The sequence below is a fragment of the Paenalicyclobacillus cellulosilyticus genome (assembly GCF_014647315.1).
Classification (GTDB): Bacteria; Bacillota; Bacilli; order Alicyclobacillales; family Alicyclobacillaceae; genus Alicyclobacillus_J; species Alicyclobacillus_J cellulosilyticus.
In genome coordinates, this window is record NZ_BMOY01000085.1 from 1 (window position 1) to 225 (window position 225).

A 225-nucleotide genomic window follows, 5' to 3' on the forward strand; every position below is an offset into this window, starting at 1 on the left:
ATACCATTTTTCAAGTAAGTTAGATAATTCAGGAGTAACCGTAACAAGCCCTAATTCTTCACAAATATCGGTAACAGACGGTTCAATGCCTTTCTTCTTTAGCTTCGACGCGGCTTGACAGACTTTTTTATAATCAACTTCTTGCCTACGCATGAATCCCTCTCTAGAATGGCATTCCATTATTATTAACGGCAAAGCAGCGGAATACTTTAATTTGTAACACTA